The sequence below is a fragment of the uncultured Marinobacter sp. genome (assembly GCF_963974375.1).
Lineage (GTDB): Bacteria > Pseudomonadota > Gammaproteobacteria > Pseudomonadales > Oleiphilaceae > Marinobacter.
The window spans coordinates 1-1,838 of the sequence record NZ_CAXBDN010000435.1 but is presented as its reverse complement, the minus strand read 5'-3'; the positions used below and the strand labels follow the sequence as shown (position 1 = coordinate 1,838).

The following is a 1,838-nucleotide window of genomic DNA, read 5'->3' as shown; positions in this document are numbered from 1 at the left end:
GCGGTGAACCTGGATCAGAAACAACCGGGATTCCCGGAACAGGTATTGCCGGAGTATCTGGCAAAACTCGGTATTGAATACCACATCATCGAGAAAGACACCTACAGCATCGTCAAGGACAAGATTCCGGAGGGCAAGACCACCTGTGGCCTGTGTTCCCGATTGCGTCGGGGAATTCTCTATAACTTTGCCGAAGCCCATGGCATCACCAAGATTGCCCTGGGTCATCATCGTGATGACCTTCTGGAAACCCTGCTCCTGAATATGTTTCATGGTGGCAAACTGAAATCCATGCCGCCGAAGCTGTTCAGTGATGATGGCCGCAATACGGTGATCCGGCCCCTGGCCTATTGCCGCGAGAAAGACATTGCCCGCTTTGCCACACTGCGGGAATACCCGATCATTCCCTGTAACCTGTGTGGTTCCCAGGAAAATCTGCAGCGCCAGATGATCAAGGACATGCTGCAGTCCTGGGACACGCAGTATCCCGGCCGAATAGAATCCATGTTCCGGGCCATGTGCAACGTCGAGCCGTCCCATCTGGCAGATCCGGCACTCTACGACTTTGCCAATGGCGAGTCTCTAATGGCCAGGCCACTGGTGCAAAAGACCCCGGAAGCGGAGCCTGATTTTGGCCGGCTGGATGTTCTGAACCTCTAGTGTCCCGTCTGATTGCTAATGGCCGCCCTGGCTGAAAAGCATGGCCCAGGGCAGGGTCCATAATCCGAACCCGATCATCAGGGCGCCGGAAATCCGCCTGAAACCCCGGTTGGTCCTCAGTGACTGGATCGAGCTGGCGGCAAGGCCAGTGGCAAACATTGAGGGCAGGGTGCCCAGACCGAAGCTCAGCATGGTGACTGCCGCGCTGGCCACTGACGGTTGCAGCGCGGCCCAGCCCAGGGTGCTGTATACCAGTCCGCAGGGCAGCCAGCCCCAGAGTGCCCCGAGAGCAAGGGCCTGGCCGGGATGCCTTACCGGCAGGACCTTGGCGGTCAGTGGTTGAAGCCGGCGCCAGACCGGGCCACCGAAGCGCTCGATATGACGGATCCCCTGCCACCATTGCCCCATGGACAGTCCCATGGCGATGAGCAGCAGCCCGGCCAGGGTCCGGAACAGTGGCCCGAGCGCCGTCCACTGAGCCGCGGCACTGGTACTCAGCAACGCGACCAGTGTGGCCAGCAGGACGTAACTGCTGATGCGCCCGCCGTTGAATGCCAGCAGCAACAGCCCCTGACGAAAACGGAACCCCCGACCCACAGGCAGAGTCATCGAAAGCGATGCGCTGATGCCTCCGCACATGCCGAGACAGTGTGTGCTGCCCAGCAGTCCGATGACAAAAGCGGCCGGATAGCTGAGGGCAAGGCCGGATTCCATCACGCCTTGTCGTCCGTTGCGTCCGGGTCCTTTTTGTCCTGGGGCTGGCGCGACTCTTCCGGAATCATGTCCTTGTCGTCGTCGTAGAGAATATGGTGGGCGGGTCCTTCCAGGTCATCGTACTGGCCGTTTTTTACCGCCCAGTTGAACAAAACGATCCCGCCGGCCACCAGTATCAGAGAAACAGGTATCAGAAAAACGAGAATTTCCACAAAAACGCATCCGTTGGTGTTCGTTCGGGTTTACAGGGCAGCCGGGTCAGCCATTGGCTGTCATCACCTTGCCCTTTGCGCCAAGGCTGGTATCCGCTGGCGGTGGCTGAGCCCGGCTCAGCCGCAGGGCGTTCAGTACCACCACCAGTGAGCTCAGTGACATGCCAATTGCTGCAAGCCAGGGCGGTACCAGTCCGGCTGCGGCTGCAGGCAGGGCGCAGAGGTTATACCCCAGTGCCCAGAACATATTCT

Annotated in this window: 4 protein-coding genes; 1 reads left to right on the top strand and 3 read right to left on the bottom strand. The window is 59.4% G+C overall.

Translation table 11 applies throughout. From position 1 onward, the window contains the following. The coding region (gene ttcA / locus AAC035_RS21140) for a tRNA 2-thiocytidine(32) synthetase TtcA (protein WP_339807092.1) at positions 1-660 on the top strand (660 nt) is incomplete at its 5' end. Positions 661-675: 15 nt separating this feature from the next. Here ttcA and AAC035_RS21135 read toward each other — a convergent pair. The 3 genes from AAC035_RS21135 to AAC035_RS21125 form a co-directional block, all read right to left on the bottom strand. Continuing rightward, positions 676-1,374, bottom strand: coding sequence for a sulfite exporter TauE/SafE family protein (locus AAC035_RS21135; RefSeq protein ID WP_339807093.1), 699 nt, complete (start codon positions 1,372-1,374; stop codon positions 676-678). Next, positions 1,374-1,586, bottom strand: a complete 213-nt coding sequence (gene ccoS, locus AAC035_RS21130) for a cbb3-type cytochrome oxidase assembly protein CcoS (RefSeq protein WP_339807091.1) — start codon at positions 1,584-1,586, stop codon at positions 1,374-1,376. Before ccoS ends, AAC035_RS21135 begins: the two co-directional genes overlap by 1 nt. Positions 1,587-1,632: 46 nt before the next feature. After that, the coding region (locus AAC035_RS21125; RefSeq protein WP_339807090.1) for a hypothetical protein at positions 1,633-1,838 on the bottom strand (206 nt) is incomplete at its 5' end.